Below are 20689 nucleotides of genomic sequence, written 5' to 3'. Positions count from 1 at the left end.
ATAAAATTATATCATCATAAATTCAAATATGTAAAATTCGTAAGGCATGAAACTTATATTAAATTTCCCGTTTTCAGTCATGATTATATCACCTGAAACAGAATTTCGCAAACAAGAAATGCCGGCATAAACATCAATAAAACATTCATCAATTGCTTTTTCACTAAAATTTGATATGAAAAGAATTTCTCTCCGGATTGATTTTTCTCGTCTAATAAATCCGATAATTTCAGGAATGTCTACCATAACCGAGTGAATTTCGCAAGTATTTATATCATCAGCTTCAAATAGGATTTCATTTTTTAAAAGTCTTAATCTTTGAATGAACCCGACAATATTTTGTTCGTTATTCCAATTCAATGCAACTGATGAAAAAAGACCAAGTTTATCAGTAGTAAATCTTTCAATCTCTTCAGTTGTAAAATCAAGACCTGTGTTTACAGGATTGCTTTCCGCAAGTTCAAAACCTGAATGAATATAAGAAATCGCAGGCAGAAACAGGTTGAATGCATAAATCGCCTTTAGATAATCAGGATTTGTGACTCTGTAAAAAGAGCGCGGTGTATTGTGAGTTTCAGAAGTTGCAAAGAAATTAACAGGAATATCTTTCTTATCAAATCTTTCAATCAGGCTTCTTAATTTATCAGGCTTGTGAGCATCAAAAGGCAGATATCCTAATACAGCTGAGTAGCCGTCTAAAACTGATTTAACACTCAAACTGAAATTTTCTTCCCAGAAGAAAAAATCGTTTCTTTTTCTGATAGCACGGTTTACTATTTCTCGTCTTAAGTCAGATGGCAGAGCGTGTCCCATATCAATCATCACGCCATCAATATCATAATTATCAATGTAATGCGGTATGATATCGGAGATGTATTCCCACAATTCAATAATTTTAAGCTCAGGTTTTGCAAGATTTTTGTCATACATTCTGATAGTATTGTAAGCAATATAATTGAATTTACTGCTGTCATACATTCTCAAAAAAGTCACATCAGTCCAAGCAGGTTGATTATCGTCAGGAGGCCAGTCAGCAAATGCTCCGGGAATACGAACTTCGGTTTTTTTGTCGGCAAGCAGCCCTCTGATTTTGCCTTCTACTCTTGCAACTTTTTTTGGAACTTCAGTAAACATTTTTTTGAACTGCTCGTGTGGAGCAGGTAAATTTTCGAAGTCTCCATCTTCAACTTTTTGTTTAATTAAATCAAGTTCTCTTTTGAGAAAAATAGGAGAGCCATATCTTGATTCCTGACTTTCGCCTGCTTCACGATTTTTTGTTTTAGAATTAATCCAGTAAAACCACTCCGGATGCTCAAGTGACAAGTCGCTGTCAATACTGGCAGTTCTAAATACAAATTCGCAAACCAGTTTCATACCTAATAAATGTACAGCTTCCGAGAATGCTTTAAATTCTGTTTCAACATCAAGTTCAAGCATTGGTTCAGACAAATTTTCATCAGGTTTATAAGGGTTTCGTATAGCATAAGGAGAGCCGAGATTTCCCTTTTTTGCATCTTCACCAATCGCTGTAACAGGGAGGAGGTAAATAGTATTTACACCCAAACTGTGTATATATGGAAGCAGTGCTATTGCTTTGAGAAAAGTACCTGTCTTTCTGATTCTACCTGAATTAAATTCAAGATTACCATCGCTGTTGTGATCGTAAGCAGCTGTTAGTCTGACTAACATGTTATACACATTGGGTTCCTTGTGGCTGACTTTTTCAGCTGAAAGGTCTTTAATACGTTCAATTCTATTTGAGAAAAAATCAAATGGTTTGATTTCTATTTCTACTGCTTCCTTTTCAAGCCAAAGCCCCGGTACAGAAAACCTATCCTTATACTTTTTCTTTTTAAGTTGTTGTATTCTTTCATTTAAGATATTAAAATATGTTAAGTTCTTCATACTATTTCCGCTTTTACAAAATATCATTTATTTATGAACGTAATTATAAGATAACTATTAATTATTAAATAAAGATTATTAATGCAGAAATATATAATCTTATATATATTTATATTGTCAATTTTTTCAAGTCAGACTTTTGCTACCGATAATGATGGCAATAAACTTGTCAAAACTGAAGTTATCTCAGACTTTTTGTCAGTAAAGCCGGGAATGACTTTCAGATTAGGAATTATTATAGTGCCTGACAGCGATTGGCACACTTATTGGGTTAACCCGGGTGATGCAGGACTGCCAACTGTGATTGATGCAGTTTTGCCGAAATATATTAGTTCGGGTGAAATTATTTGGGAAGTTCCCGATAAAATTCCTTTTGCAGGAATGGCTAATTATGGTTATAAGAATAGGCATTTGCTTGAAATTCCTATTACAGTCGGAAAAGATTTCAAGGATTCAGTACTTACAATTCAAATAAAAATTTCTTGGCTTGTTTGTAAGGAAGAATGTATTCCGGGCTCAAGAAGGATTACATTTAGTTTGCCGGTTGGTGATATCGCTGTTCTAAATACTTCAGCATTACCCTTGTTTGCAGATTCTGAATCTAAAAGAGCTCTAAAAAATATAGCAACTAAAGGGAATATAACAGAAAAGTCTGATGATGGACTTACTATCAGTTTTATAATTCCTGATGATATTTCACCACTTGAGATACCGGTTTTTTATCCTTATGATTCAGGATTTTTAGATAATGGAGCTGATCAGGAATATTTAATAAAGCATCCGAAATATGAAGTAAAATTGAAATATGACAAGTACAGAGAGGGAAATCCTGAGAAAATTTTTGGAATCATTATAAACAAAAATTCTAAAGCAAAGAATAAAGATGCTTTTGAATTAAATTTTGAAATTGAGTAATTTTTTTATATTTAGTATGAGGCTTGATATGGTGAAATATTTTTTTGTATCGGTATTAGCAGTGCTTATAATGACTGCCGGTGTAATTGCACAGGATGTCGCTGCAATTGGCAAATCCGCCCCTGGTTTTTCATTACGTGATGTTGATGGCAAGATGCACAATTTGGACGATTTTAAGGGTAAGTATGTAGTTCTTGAATGGATTAATTTCGATTGTCCTTTTGTAGTTAAGCATTACAGTGGTGAGAATATGCAGAATCTTCAAAGAGAGTATATTGAAAAAGGCATAGTCTGGCTTGCGATTTGCTCATCAGCACCCGGAAAGCAGGGACATTTCGATAACGATGAAATCAAAAAACGTATCAAAGACAGCAAATCAGCTATGACAGCTTATCTGATTGATGAAATCGGCATAGTTGGAAAGCTCTATGATGCAAGAACTACTCCTCACATGTACATAATAAATCCGGATGGAAAACTTGTTTATCAGGGTGGCATTGATGATAAAAAATCAACAGACAAAGCTGATATTCCAAATTCAAAGAATTTTGTGAAGGCGGCTCTTGATGAACTCCTTTTAGGTAAGGAAGTATCAACCCCAACTTCGCAGCCTTACGGTTGCTCAGTTAAGTATAGCAATTAAAAATACAAATTTTAGGGCTGCCTTCTAATTGCAAAAAATTGAGGCAGCCCATTAGTTGTTAAGTTATTTAACTAAAAACTCTTTTATCGAATCCACCACTAAATCACATTCAGCATTTGTAAGATGGTCCCCCATAGGAAGACTTAACAATTGAGAATCGAATTTGACCGCATTCATATGATTTGTATATTGATTAAGATAACTATAAGCATCAAGTCTTGGGAGACTTACAGGATAATGAATTCCCGACTCAATTCCTGAGTTTTTTAAATGTTCAGCAAGCTTATTTCTTTCAGGATGCCTGATGACAAAAAGATGAAATACATGAAATACATCGGGCATAATTTCCGGCAGAACAATACCATTGAAATCCCTCATAGAAGCAATATAATAATTTGCAGCTGTATTGCGAATCATATTCCATTTGGGCAAATGATTAAGCTTTACATATAGAATTGCAGCATTAATGCCGTCAATTCTTGAATTTCTCCCTTCAAACTCATGAAGATATTTTACCTTCGATCCGTGATTGCTTATCAATCTGCATTTTTCTGCAATTTCATCACTATTTGTTACAATAGCTCCTGCATCACCATAAGCACCGAGATTTTTCCCGGGATAAAAACTAAAGCAAGCCACATCTCCGAAAGTACCAACTTTTTTACCTTTGTATTCAGCACCATGAGCCTGCGCGCAGTCTTCGATTATTTTCAGATTGTGTTTTTTTGCTATAGCTATTATTTCATCCATCATAGCAGGTTGTCCATATAGATGAACAGGCATTATAGCTGATGAATTCTGATTAATCTGTTTTTGCAGGTCATCAATATCCATAGTGTAATATTGATTATGGTCGCAAAACCTTACCTTAAGACCGGCTCTTGTAACAGCTTCAGAAGAAGCTATAAATGAGTTAGCCGGTACAATTACTTCACTGTCAGCAGGTAGATTGAGCGATTCCAAGGCAATCTCAAGGGCGTCAGTTCCATTGCCTACAGCTATGCAATGCTTAGATCCAATAAAATCTGAGAATGCTTCTTCGAATTGTTTGCCGTATTTTCCTGCGACGAAAGCTGTATCGTTGATTACGGAATTGATTGCGTTATTGATTTCTCCTTTTATTGAGAAGTACTGCTTTTTCAAATCAAGAAATTTTACCATTTTTTTCTTCTTAGTTAGTATAATAGGACTATTTTTTATAGCTAATTTCATTAAAAAAATTATTAACAAAATAAATATTTACAAAAATACAGATATTTTTTTGAAAATATTTGGAAAATGTCAGAAATATTTTTAATCTTTGTATTATGTTTTATTACAAAATTTAAAAAAGTGGATTGGTTAGAATATAACGACTCTATAGATGATGACAATGATGGCTTTCGCAATATAGAGGATAAGATAAAATATTATCAAAAAATTATCCGGAATCCTGCGAAGAGCAAGAGAGAATGGCCCGGAGTTGATATTATCGAGACTCTTGTTGATTACTGTGTTTCGACTGAAAAGTATAAGGACGCTCTTGAGTTCTGCAATATATGGACAGATTATTTACCTGATTCTTATGAAGCTCACCATAAGAAGGCAGTAATATTTTACCAGTTAAATAGCCCGGGGCAAGCTCTAAGAAGTATTAATGAAGCTGAGAGATTAGCTCCTGCTGATAATGAGGTGTTATTGACTAAGGCATTAGTGCTTGAACGTACCGGTAATGCAAAAATAGGCTTGGATTTACTGAATAATATTTTATCAACAGAACCGGGAAATGAAGAAGCACTTTTTAGGAAGTCGTTACTTTTGCAATCTTTAGGTCGCTTCAGGGAAGCGCTTGATATTTTAAAATATTTAGATAATATTTCATTTAATCCTGATGAAATCTGGCAGGAACTGGCTAATTGCTATCAATCACTTGAAAATTATTCTGAAGCTGAACATTATTATATTAAAGCTTTGGATTTAAAGCCAATGGATCATCTGATTTGGTACAACCTTGGTGTAATGTTTGGCAATAAAGGTGCAAGCTACAGAGCTATGGACTGTTACTTGAATTGTCTTGCTTTGAAAAATGATTTCCTTGCTGCACTTTTTAATCTTGGTACTATGTACACAGTCGAAGGACGTTTGATTGAGGCGATTGAAGCTTATACGGAAATATTAAATTATTCACCCAACGACATAGATACTATTTATAATCTTGGTTCTACATATACAGATAATAAACAGTATTTAAGTGCAATTGAATCTTATTCTAAAGTTTTGGAACTTGATCCGTCATATTATCAGGCATATTATTCAAGGGGTTTTTGTTATGATTTTCTGGATAATTACGAAAAAGCTCTTGAGGATTACAATTTTGCCTTAAAATATACACCAAATTCTAAATATATTTTGCAGGCAAAAGCAGATTTACTTTATAATATGGGCAGGATTTATGATTCATTAAGTGTTTACATTCAAGCCCTTGAGCTTTCACCCCACGACGAACATAGTCTTTATGACGTAGCCTATATTTATTACGAATTAAAGGATTATGCAAATTCGGAAATTTATTTAAATAAAATCTTAGATTCATCATATTCACATTCTGATGCCTGGTATTTGCTTTCCAAGATTTACCTCAAAAGAGATAATATCAAGAAATCTCTCAAGTGTCTTGTAGAGTCAATAAAAATTGATTCTACTAAATATGATGAATTTAAAAAAGATTTTCCAAGTATTTGCGAAGAATTTTTGTCTTATCATGCAAAACTTGAGAAATTGATTTAAATTTTAGATTTTTGAAAAAAGGACGGTCATTGAATTTTATGAACTAAACTTAAGAAAGGGAGTGCTATGAAGAGAACAAGTGATCTAATTCATTTTTTAAGGCTATTCAATGACCGTTTTATTTTTTTTCATAATTATGTTCATATATATAGACGTTTAAAACTTTAAAATAGTTACAGTAAAAGTTAATATTTTGTAAATTTAGAATGGAGTCCATATAAAATTTACTACCGGAATAAGAGTGAATGGTGTGAAATACATTAATCCGAAATCAGCAGAAAATGAACTGTTTTGCAATCTGATAGCACCTATGAGTCCGGTATTTGTGATTTTTGCAATATCTGTATTCCATAACTCGCCAACAAAATATAAATCATGCCTCTCAGAAAATTTAGTTGTCAAACCCATTCCAATACCGAATGAATTATTCGCATAAAATGAATTATAAACTCTTTCTGCGAAACGGTATTCATACAGTTCATCCTGCCCTGTTTTCATGAAAACCATACCTGTGATATCAGTTCTGTCACCTGTAAAAGTAATATTTGTAAAAAGATGCGAAAACCTGTTTCTGTCATTTATAAATGCAAGGTTCCCTCCAATAGCTATGCTCATACCACCTTTCATTGACTCCCAATCTAAGGTATATAAAGTAGCTTTAACATTAAGTACAGAGATTTGGTCCTGCCTCAGAACAGTTGGAATTACACTTCTTCCTGCGGTTACTGAAACATAATCATAAATGCCGAATCCCGCATAAAACAAAGCAATCATATAATTCCCTACGAAATGGTTCTTGCCAATAGGTTCTGCCGTTGGCATTATAAATGCTCTGTGCGAATGTCGGTTTAAATCATCTTTTATGATAATTTCAATAATTTCCGAACCATAAATTGTTGTTGTACCAATCTGAGTTCGAAATTTGATTGAACTGCCCATTTCGCCTGAGTCTTCAATAATATCTATGAGCTGCCCTGTTAGTAAATCTCCGTTTTTAAGTCTTATAACATAAATAGTATTAGCGTTTCCAACAAAATTATCAAGTACATCGGCTTTGATTTCGCAAAAAATTAGAATAAGTAATATGCTCAAAAAAAATGTTTTCATAAATTTTCTCCCTTAATTATTCGGCTAAAGCTAATTGACCACAAGCGGCTTCAATATCTGTTCCGAAGGTGTCCCGAATTGTAACAGCACCCCCGTTTCTACGTACCAGAGCTCCAAATTCAAGTACTCTCTCCATTTTTGTAGGTTTAAGTGATGCTGCAAATCCGCTTACACCAGTGAAAGATATATCATTAAACGGAATGATGTTAACTCTCGATGGTACACGCTTTAGAATCCTGGCAAGCCTTACTGCATCTTCGTCTGTATCGTTCATACTCTCAAATGGTATATATTCATAAGTAATTGGCATTTTGGTTTTACGGTAGTAAAATTCCACCACATCCATCAGTTCGTTAAGTCTGACACCTTTTGCCATTGGAATGATTTTTTCCCTGAAACCGTTTGTTGTAGCATGTAGTGATATTGCAAGTTTTACGGGATTTTTCGTGGATGCTAAATGCTTTATTTTTGCTGTTATACCGACTGTCGAAAGAGTGATTTTTTTTCTTGTCAGTAACTTATTTGCCGGATGTGTCAGAATGCTGATTGTTCTGACAACATTCGTGAAATTCAGAAGTGGTTCTCCCATACCCATAAAAACAATATTTGTTATTTTTTTTCCTAAATCTTTTTCAACGAAAAGTATCTGGTCAATAATTTCAGAAGTCTCTAAATTCCTCTGAAAACCCATTGTTCCTGTCGCACAGAAAGCACATTCCACCGGACAGCCTGCCATAGATGAAATGCAAAGTGTAACACGCTCAATTTCGCCGTCTGTTTCGTCGTACCAAGGCATATAAACTGCTTCGACGGATTTACCGTCAAACAGTTCGAAAAGATATTTAATTGAGCCATCGCTTGACTCTCGGACTTTTTTTGTTTTAAGGGACCATATTGAAAAATTTTCAGTCAGATGATTTTTTAATTGCAATGGTAATGTAGTTATCTTATTAAAATTCTCAAATTTTTCCGAATAAATACCGTTAAATATCTGCGCTGCACGGAATTTGTCGAAATTTTTAGAAGTTAAATAGTTTTCGAGTTCCTCAATATCGTAATTTTTTATGTTATTTCTTTTATTCAATTGTATCATACTTAATTTATATATATTTATAATGCGTTTTGATTTGAATTTTATTGACGTTCCAGAACGAAAATACGTTATTTATCAAATACTATTAATATTAATTATGGGTAATACGTCATATTGTTATTGTGTAATCTTATGGTTAAAATATGTATAATTTCACTTTTATAAATTTAGTTATAGTATTTTTTACAATCACTTCACTGCTACCCTTATACTCGAATTCCGTAGTATTGGTGCAGGGAAAGTTGATTAATAAATCAAACAACAAGCCGATTGGTACCAAAATAAAATTTATTGATGATGAAGGTAAAGAAATAACATCATCATCAAACTCCGGTGAAGGTGATTTTCAAATAGTTGTTCCTTCCGGAAAAAAATATGATGTGATCATAGAAGGATGGTTACAGGAAAAAGATATTCAGAAAATTGATATTCCTGTTTACAACTCTTACTCAGAATTAGGCTACGAATTCCTTCTCACTCCATTAAAGCAAGGAATTAGTCTTGCGTCCGGAGCCTTTTTTGAAAAAAATTCTGAGAAATTTAATTCAAATTTTGATGAAGTTGTAAGTGAATTAAAAAAACTCCTTAAACACCAAAAGGGAATTATTCTTGAGGCAAAAATCAGCTCAGCTGACTCTTATTTCAAGTCTTACAAGGTTAAAGAAAATTATTTGGACAAAAAAGGGAAAAAGAAAGTTAGGGATAAAACGGTAACAACTGAAGTTCAGTTGAATGATTTGCTTGACAAAAGAAAACTGGCATTAGAAGAGATACTTTCCAGTCACAATATACCTTTAAAAAGTGTAAATATTTCTACTGAACTAATAGTTAATCCTCCTAAACCAAAAGTCAAAGTGAAAACTAAAGGAAAGAATAAATCAGTTAGTTTGGATGAGCTGTTTTCCGAGAATTTGATTATTACAATCGCAAAGGTAATGAAATTTTGACTTTTGATTTAAAAAAATTACCTTTTGTTGTAATATGGGCATCTATAATATTAAATGTTATAATATTTGCATTTAAATATTATGCAGGTATAGAAGCCGATTCACTTGCAATGATTGCAGATGCATGGCATTCATTATCAGATTCCATAACTTCATTTTTGGTGTTGTTCGGCTATTGGTATGCAAGTAGACCGGCAGATTACGAACATCCTTTCGGACACGGCAGGGCAGAGCCTGTTGTAGCTATAATGATTGCCACTTTGCTGGGAGTAATTGGATTTGAATTCATTAAAGATGCAGTAGTCCGAATTCAGGAATATAAGATAGTCACTTATTCCACATCATCTGTCATTATGTTTTCAATTACGATAGTAATTAAGGAATTGATGGCATTAACATCAATTTATGTTGGAAAGAAAGTTAAATCAGAGTCTTTAATAGCTGATGGCTGGCATCACAGAACAGATGCGATATCAACAGTGATTATTGTCATTGGGGCAATATTCGGTGGCGGTATTTGGTGGCTCGACAGTGCAATGACATTTATGGTTTCGGTGATGCTGTTTTGGGTTGCTTATCAAATTATTCGTACATCAGCAAATACTTTGCTTGGAGAGAATCCGAATCATGAGTTAAAAGAAAAAATTATGCGTATTGCTAAGGATGTAAATCCTGCGATTACAAGCGTACATCATTTTAGGCTTCATAATTACGGTGAGCACAAAGAGCTCAATATTGATATTCGTCTGCCATCGGAAATGAGTGTACTTGATGCTCATGTAATAGCAAGTGCTGTGGAAAAATCAATTTATTTTCAATTGAAAATGAAAACAACAGTACATGTAGAACCGGGATTAAATTCCATTTATCTAAAAAATTCAAATTACTTTTAATTTTTTATCACCAAAAGTGCGGATATTTCGTCAAAAAATCATATATTTGACATTTGTAAAAAGTATAATTTCAAAAATCATAATTAAGCTCTGGATGTCGGAGAAAACTAGATGAATTTAAGAACTAAAGAAGCAGTCGAAAGACTAACTGAGATAAGACAGGACAAAATCTATCGCGAATTAATGGATGGCGATACAACCGTATCATTTGAAGATGCAATTGAAAATGATATGATACTCAATATGGGTCCCCAGCACCCTGCTACTCACGGCGTGCTAAGGGTTTTACTCAGACTTGACGGTGAAACAATAATGAAATGTGTGCCTGAGCTCGGATATCTTCACCGCGGTTATGAAAAATTAGCTGAAAATGTTACTTATCATGAATTTATACCTCATACTGACAGGCTTGATTATTTATCACCTTTGTCTAATAACGTAGCAATTGCGATGGCAATCGAAAATGCTATGGGAATTGATATACCTGAAAGGGCAAAATGGATAAGGACACTTGTTGCAGAAATGGCTCGTGTATCATCACATCTGATGGCAATGGGTGCTACTTGTATGGATGTCGGCGCTATGACAGTACTGCTTTGGACATTTACCGAGCGTGAAAAGCTGTATGATATATTTGAATTGATTTGCGGTGCGAGATTTACAACCAGTTATACACGTATTGGTGGAGTAGCTAATGATATTGATAATCGCACACTTCAAATGATTCGTGACTGGACAGCTCAATTTCCGGCACAATTAACCAAAACCGAAAAATTAGTTCATAGAAACAGAATTTTTATAAATCGTGTAGCGGGTATTGGGGTTATTGATAAGGAAAAAGCTATTCAGCTTGGATTTACAGGTCCGTGCCTTCGTGGTTCAGGTGTAGCTCGTGATTTAAGGAAAGATATGCCTTATCTTGTTTACGATAAACTGGATTTCGATGTTATTACATACAATGAAGGTGATTGCTGGGCAAGATATATGGTTAGAATTCAGGAAATGAAAGAAAGTATTAAAATGATTAATCAAATACTTGACCAAATGCCTGAAGGTCCTATCCTTGCGAAAGAGCCACAAAAAGTGCTTCCGAGAAAGGCTGAAGTTTACACTAAGATGGAAGAGCTGATTCATGACTTTATGCTGATAAATTTTGGTGCAGCTCCCGAGCCGGGTGAAACCTACACAGCCATTGAATCACCAAAAGGCGAGCTGGGATTCTTTATTGTATCAGATGGTACAGGACATCCATGGAAAATGAAAATCAAAAGCCCATCTTCCTCAAATTTACAGGCTTTACCTTACTTGATTGAAGGTTCAATGCTTTCTGATGTTGTTGCTTGTATTGGCTCTATTGACCCCGTTATGGGCGAAGCTGACAAATAAGAATTACAAAAAAATGATAACCATTTGAAGACTGTTGTATTTAATAATAATACAGCAGTTTTTTTTTCTAAATAGAAATATAATTTTTATAATTTGTGAAAATTGCTTAATTTTATTTTTGCTAAAAATTACAATTTTAAAAAACTATTTTGTACGGAGATAAAAAATGTACGGAAAAATGAAAGACTTTCTTGCAAGTGAACTCAAGTCACTTGAAGAACAAAAATTATACAAACATGAAAGAATTATTGAATCACCTCAGGGAGCTGAAATAGTTGTTAACGGAAAAACTGTATTAAACTTCTGTGCCAATAATTACTTGGGTTTGTCATCACATCCTGAACTTATAAAAGCTGCTCACGAAATGATTGATCACAGAGGATTCGGACTTTCATCAGTGCGATTTATTTGTGGCACTCAGGATATTCACAAAGAGCTCGAACATAAGGTTTCAGAATTTTTAGGTACTGAAGATACTATCCTTTTCTGTGCTGCATTCGATGCTAATGGTGCAGTTTTTGAGCCACTTTTCGGTACTGATGATGCAATTATTACTGATGCATTGAATCATGCATCAATTATTGATGGTATAAGGCTTTCTAAAGCTCAACGTTGGGTATATAAACATGCTGATATGCGTGATATTGAAGAATTGGATATTGCTTCCGGCAAAGAACTTAAAGGATTGGAAAGATGCCTGAAAGAAGCTAATGAAAAGGGATGCAGATTTAAAGTAATTGCTACCGATGGTGTTTTCTCCATGGATGGTGATATAGCCAAACTTGATGAAATTTGTGATTTGGCGGAAAAATATGATGCGTTGGTAATGATAGATGAATGTCATGCTTCAGGCTTTCTTGGAAAAACAGGCAGAGGTACACATGAATATCGCAATGTAATGGGCAGAATTGATATTATCACAACTACTTTCGGAAAAGCATTGGGTGGAGCATCGGGTGGTTGCATTTCAGGTAGAAAAGAAATTATCCAATGGATGAGAAATAAAGCAAGACCTTATTTATTCTCAAATACACTTGCGCCTGCGATAGTCGGAGCAACTCTAAAATGTCTTGAAATTCTTACTGCAAGCACCGAACTACGTGATAAACTGGAAAGAAATACACAAAGATTTAGAAAAGAGATGACTGAAGCGGGTTTTGATATTATTCCGGGTGACCATCCAATCACACCGATAATGTTCGGTAAGTATGATAATTGCTCTGCTTTAGCAGTTGAATTTGCTAATCGTATGCTTGAAGAAGGAATTTATGTAATCGCATTTTCGTTTCCTGTCGTCCCTCGCGGGAAAGATAGAATCAGGGTGCAGATTTCAGCGGCTCATGACGACAATCATCTTGATAAAGCAATTGCTTCGTTTATAAAAGTTGGAAAAGAATTGAAAATGATTTAATTTTCGATAAGGATTAAGAACAGGGTTCTAAATTTTTAAATTTAGAACCCATTTTTTATTAAAAGATTTTGTTAATTATGAAATTAAAATTTCATATATTAAGAAATAGATGTTATTTTAGATGTTTCTGTTAAAGCAAATAGAAATTTTATGCTTAAAGAATTGTTAAAACCAGAAATACACGAACTGATTTATACAAGAAATTGGACAGATCTCAGGGAGATTCTATGTTCATGGCCTCCTCCTGAGATAGTTGACCTGTTTCTTGATGTAGAAAAGACAGATCGTGTTCTAATTTTCAGAGCCTTACCAAGGGAAGTAGCGGCTGAGGTTTTTTCATATCTTGATGGCGATCAGAAAGATACATTCCTTGTGGATTTGACTGATCAAGAGACCCGTAATTTGCTTGCCGACCTTCCGCCTGATGATAGAACTGAACTTCTTGAAGAGCTACCCTCCAAAGTAACCAGAAGACTTATGTCGCTTCTTGATCCGGACGATTTGAAAGAAGCACGCGAACTTTTGGGCTATCCGGAGGAAAGTGTCGGCAGAAGAATGACACCTGATTTTGTGGCAGTTCGTTCGTATTGGACAATTCATAAGGCGCTGCATCATATTCGTAAATTTGGAAAAGATTCTGAAACAATTAACAGAGTTTATGTAACAGATAAAAGTGGAAAATTATTAGATGATATTAAGCTTCGTTCAATAATCTTAGCTGAGGAAGATGCCTCAATATCAGATTTGATGGATTATAATGTTGTTTCTTTATCAGCATTTGACGACCAGGAAAAAGCTGTAAAAATGCTGGAAAAGTATGACTTAATAGCTATTCCTATTGTAGATTCTTTAGGAGTGCTTGTTGGAATTGTTACTTTTGATGACGTAATGGACATATCTGAAGAAGAAACAACAGAAGACTTCCAGAAAATCGGTGGTATGAATCCTGTTGAGCAGAGTTACCAATCTGCCGGAGTATTCAAACTGTGGTTTAAAAGAGTTCCATGGCTCATTGCTCTTTTGTTTGCTAACTTTTTAACAGTACAAGCAATTGAGCATTTTGACTGGGTTTATATGCAAATGGTTGCTTTGGCGTTATTTCCTACAATGCTTATTGGCACAGCAGGAAACTCGGGAACTCAATCTGCTACCCTCATTATCCGTTCTATTGCAGTTGAAGGTCTTAATTTCGATCATTGGTTTGAAGTAATGAAAAAAGAGATTATGGTAGGTTTGTTACTGGGGTTGACACTTGGAGCAATTGCATTTTTAAGAGGATATCTTATAGATGATCCGGGTCATAAAATAGCAATAATTGTAGGGCTTTCGATGGTTGTGATGGTGCTATGGGCAAATCTCGTCGGTGGTCTGCTGCCACTATTTCTGAACAAAATGAAATTTGACCCTGCGGTTATTTCTAGCCCATTTATGGCTACATTGATTGACTTTACAGGAATGATTATTTACTTCAATCTTTCTATTTGGATTTTAGGATTATAATTATATTTTATATTTATTTGTGTTTATCATGTCATTTTATGAGTTTGACAATTATAAACATTATTAATACAATATTACTTTGTTTATATCTTCTAAAAATCAGTATAAATCAAAAATTTGTTAAAATATTTTAGGAGAGAATGTGATGAAGGTACATATACCAACATTTGAACACGGTGCAAGAGTTTCGTATAAACATGCACTATGTGTTCCTACAGCTGATGGCGGCATTACTATGGGAAATAATATTAATCCTGCTATTAACTGGTCTGATTTTCCTTCAAATACTAAATCATTTGCTTTGGTCTGCGTTGACCCTGATGTCCCTTCAGTTGGAGATGATGTAAATGTTGAAGGGAAAACAGTACCTGCTGATTTACCTCGTGTTGACTTTTATCATTGGGTCCTTGCCGATATTCCCGCTATTGTCACAAAAATTGACAGTGGTGCTGACTCTACAGGAGTAACCGAAAGAGGCAAGACACCCGGAAAAACTCATTATGGTGGCATAACAGGTATTAATGATTATACAAATTGGTTTGCCAATGATGAAAACATGAAAGGTTTTTATGGCGGTTATGATGGTCCTTGTCCTCCATGGAATGACGAAAGAATACATCACTATCATTTTAAAGTATTTGCTCTGGATGTAGAAACTTTAGGACTAAGTGGTAATTTTACAGGCAGAGAACTGATAAGTTCAATTCAGGGACATGTTTTAGCTGAAGCCCAGTGGGTCGGACAATATACTTTAAATAAAAATTTGATTTCTTTACTTGGGTAAAGAAACTTTTTATAATTCAATATCTTCATTTTTTAATAGTTAGACTGAGCGAAGTCGAAACGTATGTTAATCAATTGTTTACATACTTAGATTTCGCTCAGAATGGCTATATAAAACTGTGATATGATAGTTGAAAAAATTGCTCATATTAAATTGATTGAAAACTTCCTGAATAATTGGTAATCAACTTTCCCAAATCTACTGTTTTGATAATAAATAACTTCATATAGTTGAAATACATGTTAATTATTATTATAATTGATAAATTCTGAATCACTTAAATTATGAAGTATATATTGATTATATTTAATCTAATTTGTAATTTATTAAGTGAACATTAATATATGATTTAAGCATAGCAGGAATTTTGTATTTCATAATTAATAAAATACGATGATTATATTTTAAAATATAATCATCGTAACCATAATAAATATATTAGTCTTATTTAAAAATAAATATATTTAAAAAATGAATATTATATTTTCAAAAAAAAAATAATAAATCAAAAAATTAAAATATTTATTGTATATTAAATTCTTGTTAATGTTATTTTAAAAAAAAGATTTTTGAAATAATTTTTGTTCAATAAAATTGGAGTGTGCTATGAAGTTAACAAAACAGATGCAAATCACTTTTGTAGTGATGATTGTATTTTTCACTATTTATTCATTGATAGCAATATATGGTATCAACCAGATTGTAACTAATGCAGATTTAGTTGTGCGTGGAAATGATTTGAAGGCAATTACAACTCAAAAACATGTTGACCATTTAAAATGGTCTCTTAATTTGGCTAAGTTTGTGATTGACCAGGAACATTACGTAATGAATGTACAACAAGACCATAGATTATGTGACTTTGGTAAATGGTATTACAGCGAGGACAGAACGAAAGCGGAAGAATTCATTCCACAGCTAAAGCCAATATTTGAGGAAATTGAATCGCACCATACAACTCTTCATGGTTCGTCAACAAAAATTGCCAAAATTCATGAGGATAATACATTAACAAAAGAAGAAAAATCTAAAAAAATTGTTGATGTATATGAAAATGAAACAATGGTATCACTTGAAAGAGTGGGAGATTTGCTTACAGATATTATTAAGACAACAGAGGCAAATATAATAACAGATGAAGTTATGGTAAACTCCGCAAGAACAACAACAACAACAATAATAATAATTACTGTTGTTGCTATTCTAGGAGCTATTTTATTGGTTGTATTTATGACAAAAAGAATTCTAAGCATAATTAAATCAATGCTTAACGAAGTTGAAAGACTTTCAAAAGCTGCTGTTGAAGGAAAACTTGATACACGGGGCAATCCTGATACAATTAATTCTCAGTTTAGGGATATAGTTGTTGGTATAAATCAAACTCTTGATGCTGTTATCGGACCATTGAACGTAGCAGCAGAATATGTTGACCGCATTTCTAAGGGTGATATACCTCCTAAGATAACTGATAACTACAACGGCGATTTCAATGAAATTAAGAACAATCTTAATGGCTGTATTGATGCAGTAGATTTACTTGTAAAAGATGCCAAAATGTTATCTGATGCAGCACGTGTTGGTAAACTTGATACCCGTTCAGATGCAACAAGACACGGTGGTGACTTTAGAGCTATTATTCAGGGAGTAAACGATACACTTGATAACGTAATTGGACCACTCAACGTAGCTGCAGAATATATTGACAGAATTTCCAAAGGTGATATTCCTCCAAAGATTACTGATGAATATTTCGGTGATTTTAATGAAATCAAGAATAATTTGAATGCCAATATTGACTTAAATGTTGATTATCAGGGACAAATACGCGGGATCAATCAATCTCAGGCGGTCATCGAGTTCCAACCTGATGGTACAATTATTCGTGCAAATCATCATTTCTTAGGTACTGTCGGCTATTCTCTTGAAGAAGTACAAGGTAAACATCATTCAATTTTTGCTGATAACAGTTATGCAAACTCAAATGAATATAAACAGTTCTGGGAAGAATTAAGAGCAGGTATTACAAAAGCCGGTGAATTCCAGCGTTTTGGAAAAGGCGGTAATGAAATTTGGATACAGGCATCATATACTCCAATAAAAGATATGAGTGGTAAGGTATTCAAAGTAGTTAAATATGCATCTGACATCACAGCTCAAAAACTAAAGAATGCTGATTACGAAGGACAAATCAGCGGTATTAATGAATCACAGGCAGTAATTGAATTTAAGCCGGATGGAACCATCTTGCGTGCAAATCATCATTTCTTGGGTGCAGTGGGTTATGCTCTTGAAGAAGTACAAGGCAAGCATCATTCAATTTTTGTGAATAAAGAATTTGCAAGTTCAATTGAATATAAACAATTCTGGGAAGCATTAAGACGTGGCGAAGCCCAAACCGCAGAATTCCAGCGATTTGGCAAAGGTGGCAAAGAAATATGGATACAGGCATCTTATACTCCAGTAAAAGACCAGAACGGCAATGTATTCAAAGTAGTAAAATTTGCTACAGATATAACTGCACAGAAAAATACTATCTTCTTAATAATTGATTTGATTGCTGCTGCCCAAGCAGGTCAACTTGACCAACGTATTGAGCTTGGAAATGCGAAAGGTGATTATTTGAAGCTAAGACAAGGTATAAACGACTTGTTAAATGCCATTATAGGTCCTTTAAATGTAGCCGCTGAATACATAGACAGAATATCAAAGGGTGATATACCTCCGAAAATTACAGATAATTACAATGGAGATTTTAACGAAATTAAGAATAATCTTAATGGCTGTATAGATGCCGTAGATTTACTTGTAAAAGACGCCAAGATGCTTGCTAATGCGGCAATAGACGGTAAACTCGATACTCGAGCCGATGCAACAAGACACGGTGGCGATTTCCGAGCAATCGTACAAGGCGTGAATGATACACTTGACAATGTAATCGGTCCACTTAACGTAGCAGCAGAATATGTGGACAGAATTTCAAAGGGTGATATACCACCAAAAATTACAGATAACTATAACGGAGACTTTAACGAAATTAAGAATAATCTCAATGGTTGCATAGATGCCGTGAACTCAATGATAAAAGATACAAAGGATTTAGGAAAAAACATTGCAGTTGGCAAGTTGAGATACAGAGCTGAAGCAAGCAGACACAGTGGTGATTTCCGCGAAATCATAGAAGGCATAAATGATAGTATGGATTCAATGACTACCCTTATTGATAGTCTTCCAATACCGGCAATGGCAATTGATAATGACTTCAATATACTTTACATGAATGAGCTTGGTGCAAGTCTTGATAACAAAAAAGGCAAAGAACTTGAAGGTTCAAAATGTTTCAATCATTTCAAAACGTCACAGTGTCAAACTAAAGACTGTGCTTGTGCTATGACAATGAACAGCAATAAGAATGTAACTCAAGAAACCGACGCTCATCCTGGTGGACATGACTTAGAAATCAAATACTCTGCTATACCAATCCGTGATAAGAGCGGAAAAGCAATAGGAGCGTTTGAAGTGGTTATGGATCAGACCGAAATAAAGAACAATATGCGTAAGATAGAGAAGATAGCTTCGTATCAGGATGGAGAAACTAAAAAGTTAGTAGCCGGTTTAAAACAATTAGCAAGTGGCGATTTAACTGCAGAAGTTGATTTTACAACACCTGATGCCGATACGAAACTCGCTTACAAAACACTTTTTGAAATAAAATCAGCCATAAATGTTTTTGTAAATGCTGTTAAATCCTTACGTGACGATGCCAATATGCTTGCTAACGCTGCAATAGACGGCAAACTTGATACCCGTGCAGATGCAACTAAGCACAATGGTGATTTCCGTTCGATAATAGATGGTGTAAATAAAACACTTGATAACGTAATTGGACCATTGAATGTTGCTGCAGAATATGTTGACCGCATTTCAAAAGGTGATATACCTCCAAAAATTACTGACAATTATAACGGTGATTTCAACGAAATTAAGAATAATCTCAATGGTTGTATAGATGCCGTAGATTCATTGGTTAAAGACGCATTAATGCTTGTAGAAGCTGCAGAATCAGGCGCACTTCAGACGCGAGCCGAAGTCACCCACCATCATGGAGATTTCCGTAAAATAGTAGAAGGAGTCAACAGAACTCTTGATTTAGTAGTCGAACCAATCGAAGAGACGAGCAATGTAATGTCCATATTTGCAACCGGCGACCTTACATCCCGAATTCTAAGTGAATATCAGGGAGATTTTGCGAGATTAAAGAACGATATCAATGCATTTGCAGAATCATTGAGCGATTTGATTACTCAGCTAAGTGATTCGATACAAAATACAGCCAGTGCCGCCCACGAAATATCCAGCACAGCAGAATCACTTGCTGCAGCATCTCAGGAGCAGTCAGCACAAGCAGATGAAGTAGCAAATGCAGTAGAGGCAATGAGCAGGACGATTACAGAGAATGCAATGAGTGCCAGCCGTACCGCAGATGTAGCAACTAAAAACAGTTCGATGGCATCTGAATCCGGCAAAGTAGTTGAACAAACTGTGAGCAAGATGAAAGACATAGCAACTGTGGTGAAAAATTCAGCAACAAATATCGAACAACTTGGCGAATCAAGCAAGCAAATTGGTGAGATAATTTCTGTAATTGATGATATCGCAGACCAGACAAACTTGCTTGCACTTAATGCAGCTATCGAAGCAGCCCGTGCCGGTGAGCAGGGTCGTGGTTTTGCGGTTGTTGCTGATGAAGTCCGCAAACTTGCAGAGCGCACCACTGAAGCAACTAAGCAAATTGCTAAAATGATAAAAGGTATTCAGCATGAAACCGAGCAGGCGGTAATCGCAATGAACAAGGGTACTGTAGAAGTGCAAAGCGGTATTGAACTTGCAGATTTAGCAGGTGAATCATTAAAACAGATATTGACATCTACCCATGAAGTGCTTGACATGGTAAATCAGATTGCAGCCGCAAGTGAAGAGCAGTCAGCAACGAGTGAGCAAATCAGTAAGAACGTAATAGCTATTTCAAAGGTAACTGCAGATTCTACATCACGAGTAGAAGATGTAGCCAAGACTTCTGATGAACTCGCCAGAATGACTGAGCAATTAAGAGATTTGATATCATCATTCAAAGTAGATGACGGTCGAAAGGGCTTTAGCGGCAGTTCAAGCAATATGTTAGGTACAAATAAAGGCAAACAGCTTACTTCAGCTTGGTAATTGATTAAGTATTATATTCCTGATCATTTAAGGGGTTGCAAAAAAAATTTTGCAGCCCTTTTTTGTTTTTGTGTTGAAGAACTTTGAAATTATTAATTGATATTAGGTTTTGTAATATATGT

General features: G+C 34.6%; 14 protein-coding genes and 3 pseudogenes. 13 read left to right on the top strand and 4 right to left on the bottom strand.

Annotated features, from left to right (window positions below):
• Positions 1–6: 6 nt before the first annotated feature.
• Positions 7–1905 carry an alpha-amylase gene (locus tag KF896_04925; protein MBX3043040.1) on the bottom strand — a complete coding sequence of 633 codons (1899 nt, stop codon included), beginning with the start codon at positions 1903–1905 and terminating at the stop codon, positions 7–9.
• A gap of 81 nt (positions 1906–1986) precedes the next feature.
• Between KF896_04925 and KF896_04920 the strand changes: the two genes are divergently transcribed.
• Complete coding sequence (locus KF896_04920) at positions 1987–2820, top strand: hypothetical protein (GenBank protein MBX3043039.1); 834 nt, start codon at positions 1987–1989, stop codon at positions 2818–2820.
• A 28-nt stretch (positions 2821–2848) separates the two neighbouring features.
• Complete coding sequence (locus KF896_04915) at positions 2849–3463, top strand: thioredoxin family protein (protein ID MBX3043038.1); 615 nt, start codon at positions 2849–2851, stop codon at positions 3461–3463.
• A 63-nt stretch (positions 3464–3526) separates the two neighbouring features.
• On the opposite strand, the gene KF896_04910 is transcribed toward KF896_04915, so the two are convergent.
• A complete protein-coding gene (locus tag KF896_04910; protein ID MBX3043037.1) occupies positions 3527–4624 on the bottom strand; it encodes a DegT/DnrJ/EryC1/StrS family aminotransferase in 1098 nt (365 codons plus the stop codon).
• A gap of 171 nt (positions 4625–4795) precedes the next feature.
• Here KF896_04910 and KF896_04905 point away from each other — a divergent pair, with 171 nt between their 5' ends.
• Complete coding sequence (locus KF896_04905; protein ID MBX3043036.1) at positions 4796–6229, top strand: tetratricopeptide repeat protein; 1434 nt, start codon at positions 4796–4798, stop codon at positions 6227–6229.
• 201 nt (positions 6230–6430) lie between these two features.
• Here KF896_04905 and KF896_04900 read toward each other — a convergent pair whose 3' ends face one another.
• Both KF896_04900 and rlmN read right to left on the bottom strand, forming a co-directional pair.
• The gene (locus KF896_04900; protein MBX3043035.1) at positions 6431–7336 is read right to left on the bottom strand and encodes a hypothetical protein; all 906 of its coding nucleotides are present in this window, start codon (positions 7334–7336) and stop codon (positions 6431–6433) included.
• Between the two features lie 16 nt (positions 7337–7352).
• Positions 7353–8420, bottom strand: a complete 1068-nt coding sequence (gene rlmN / locus KF896_04895; protein MBX3043034.1) for a 23S rRNA (adenine(2503)-C(2))-methyltransferase RlmN — start codon at positions 8418–8420, stop codon at positions 7353–7355.
• Positions 8421–8572: 152 nt separating this feature from the next.
• Here rlmN and KF896_04890 point away from each other — a divergent pair, with 152 nt between their 5' ends.
• The 10 genes and pseudogenes from KF896_04890 (at position 8573) to KF896_04845 (ending at position 20567) form a co-directional block, all read left to right on the top strand.
• Positions 8573–9376, top strand: coding sequence for a hypothetical protein (locus tag KF896_04890; GenBank protein MBX3043033.1), 804 nt, complete (start codon positions 8573–8575; stop codon positions 9374–9376).
• Positions 9373–10269, top strand: a complete 897-nt coding sequence (locus KF896_04885) for a cation transporter (GenBank protein MBX3043032.1) — start codon at positions 9373–9375, stop codon at positions 10267–10269. Before KF896_04890 ends, KF896_04885 begins: the two co-directional genes overlap by 4 nt.
• Before the next feature lie 111 nt (positions 10270–10380).
• A complete protein-coding gene (locus KF896_04880; protein MBX3043031.1) occupies positions 10381–11655 on the top strand; it encodes an NADH-quinone oxidoreductase subunit D in 1275 nt (424 codons plus the stop codon).
• Between the two features lie 166 nt (positions 11656–11821).
• The gene (gene kbl, locus KF896_04875) at positions 11822–13066 is read left to right on the top strand and encodes a glycine C-acetyltransferase (protein ID MBX3043030.1); all 1245 of its coding nucleotides are present in this window, start codon (positions 11822–11824) and stop codon (positions 13064–13066) included.
• A 150-nt stretch (positions 13067–13216) separates the two neighbouring features.
• A complete protein-coding gene (gene mgtE, locus KF896_04870; protein MBX3043029.1) occupies positions 13217–14566 on the top strand; it encodes a magnesium transporter in 1350 nt (449 codons plus the stop codon).
• A gap of 145 nt (positions 14567–14711) precedes the next feature.
• A complete protein-coding gene (locus KF896_04865; protein MBX3043028.1) occupies positions 14712–15350 on the top strand; it encodes a YbhB/YbcL family Raf kinase inhibitor-like protein in 639 nt (212 codons plus the stop codon).
• Positions 15351–15956: 606 nt separating this feature from the next.
• Positions 15957–16334 (top strand): annotated as a pseudogene (locus KF896_04860) (CZB domain-containing protein).
• 78 nt (positions 16335–16412) lie between these two features.
• Positions 16413–17876, top strand: a pseudogene (locus tag KF896_04855) (PAS domain-containing protein).
• 108 nt (positions 17877–17984) lie between these two features.
• A pseudogene (locus KF896_04850) lies at positions 17985–18428 on the top strand (chemotaxis protein).
• A 126-nt stretch (positions 18429–18554) separates the two neighbouring features.
• Positions 18555–20567: a PAS domain-containing protein gene (locus KF896_04845; protein MBX3043027.1), complete on the top strand. Its 2013-nt coding sequence runs from the start codon at positions 18555–18557 to the stop codon at positions 20565–20567.
• The last annotated feature ends 122 nt before the right edge of the window (positions 20568–20689 follow it).

It is taken from the genome of Ignavibacteriota bacterium (genome assembly GCA_019637995.1).
Classification (GTDB): Bacteria; Bacteroidota; Ignavibacteria; order Kapaibacteriales; family UBA2268; genus JANJTB01.
The sequence above is the reverse complement of the archived record's forward strand: the minus strand, read 5'-3'. Positions and strand labels throughout refer to the sequence as shown.